Genomic DNA, 1,315 nt, shown 5'->3' with positions numbered 1-1,315 from the left:
TGGATGTGGCGGTGCAACCGGGGCCGGCCGCTCCACGGGCGGATGGGTCGGCCTTCCACAGGGATGCCGCACCCTTCCGCGTTGCATCGCCCCTGAACCAGCGACTGCATCCCGTCCGCCGTGCAACAACCGCACTTGGTCGACTCGTGCTGCTCCGCCGGCTCTTTCGTCGCCAGCCACGCCCGGCCCAGGACAGCGGTGACGACAAGAACTGCCACGAACCGCACGGTGTTGTGGAACTGCCGAGAATCCGGCGCCGAAAATCCGGAGCGCCCGGAGCCCCTTCGAGGACATCTCGACATCGAGCGCCATCTCCCCGGCTGTGTCCCCGGCCGTGTCCCCGGCCCCCGACGCCCCGCTCTTCCGCTCTGCCATCCACCCCTCCATCCGCGTCCGCACGAGTGCGGCAGGTCGCCGGCGGCACCGTGGTCGCGGAGTGGACCAGAGCGCCCCCGGGTGCCGGGAGCACGATTCGTCGCACGGGTGCTGAGCTGCTAATATTTTCGACATCGCGAGGGAGATGATCTCTCGTCAGGCGTCAGCGGTGCTACCAGAGCACGTCCTACTTTCAGTAGGAAGAGTCCGTGCAACCCGGGCCTGGCGCTCCACAGTCGGAAGGGTCCGGCATCCACACGGGTGCCGGACCCTTCCGCGTTTCCCGACCCGGGACAGGAGCAACAGTGCAGATCGCGACCGATGACCTCTCCGGCCCCGAGATCGCCCGCTTCCTCGACGAGCACGTCCAGCAGATGCGGGCCATCTCCCCGCCGGAGAGCACCCACGCCCTCGACCTCGACGCCCTCCGTCGGCCCGGGATCACGTTCTGGTCGGTGCGGGACGACGGCGTCCTGGTCGGCTGCGGCGCCCTCAAGCAACTGGACGCGGACCACGCCGAACTGAAGTCGATGCGCACGGCACCCCTGCGCAAGCGGAGCGGCGTCGCGTCCCTGCTACTGGAGCACATCATCACCGAGGCCAGGCGCATGGGCTTCACGAAGCTGAGCCTGGAGACCGGCACGCCCGACTTCTTCCTGCCGGCCAGGAAGCTCTACGAGAAGTTCGGGTTCGTCCCCTGCGAGCCGTTCGCGGACTACCGGCCCGACCCGAACAGCGCGTTCATGACGAGAGAGCTCTGACCGACGGCGCCCGTCCGCCCGACCGCGATTCGTCGCACGGGCACTGAGCTGCTAATATTCTCGACATCGCGAGGGAGATGATTCCTCGTCAGGCGTCAGCGGTGCTACCAGAGCACGTCCTACTTTCAGTAGGAAGAGTCCGTGCAACCCGGGCCTGGCGCTCCACAGTCGGAAGGGTC

Annotated in this window: 1 protein-coding gene; it reads left to right on the top strand. The window is 67.6% G+C overall.

The window, feature by feature from the left end:
- Positions 1 to 680 precede the first annotated feature (680 nt).
- On the top strand, positions 681 to 1,136 hold the full coding sequence (locus tag ACWGJO_RS41620) for a GNAT family N-acetyltransferase (RefSeq protein ID WP_452190973.1): 456 nt from the start codon (positions 681 to 683) through the stop codon (positions 1,134 to 1,136).
- Positions 1,137 to 1,315 lie beyond the last annotated feature (179 nt).

It is taken from the genome of Kitasatospora sp. NPDC054795 (assembly GCF_053611565.1).
This window is presented reverse-complemented; position numbering and strand designations above follow the sequence as displayed.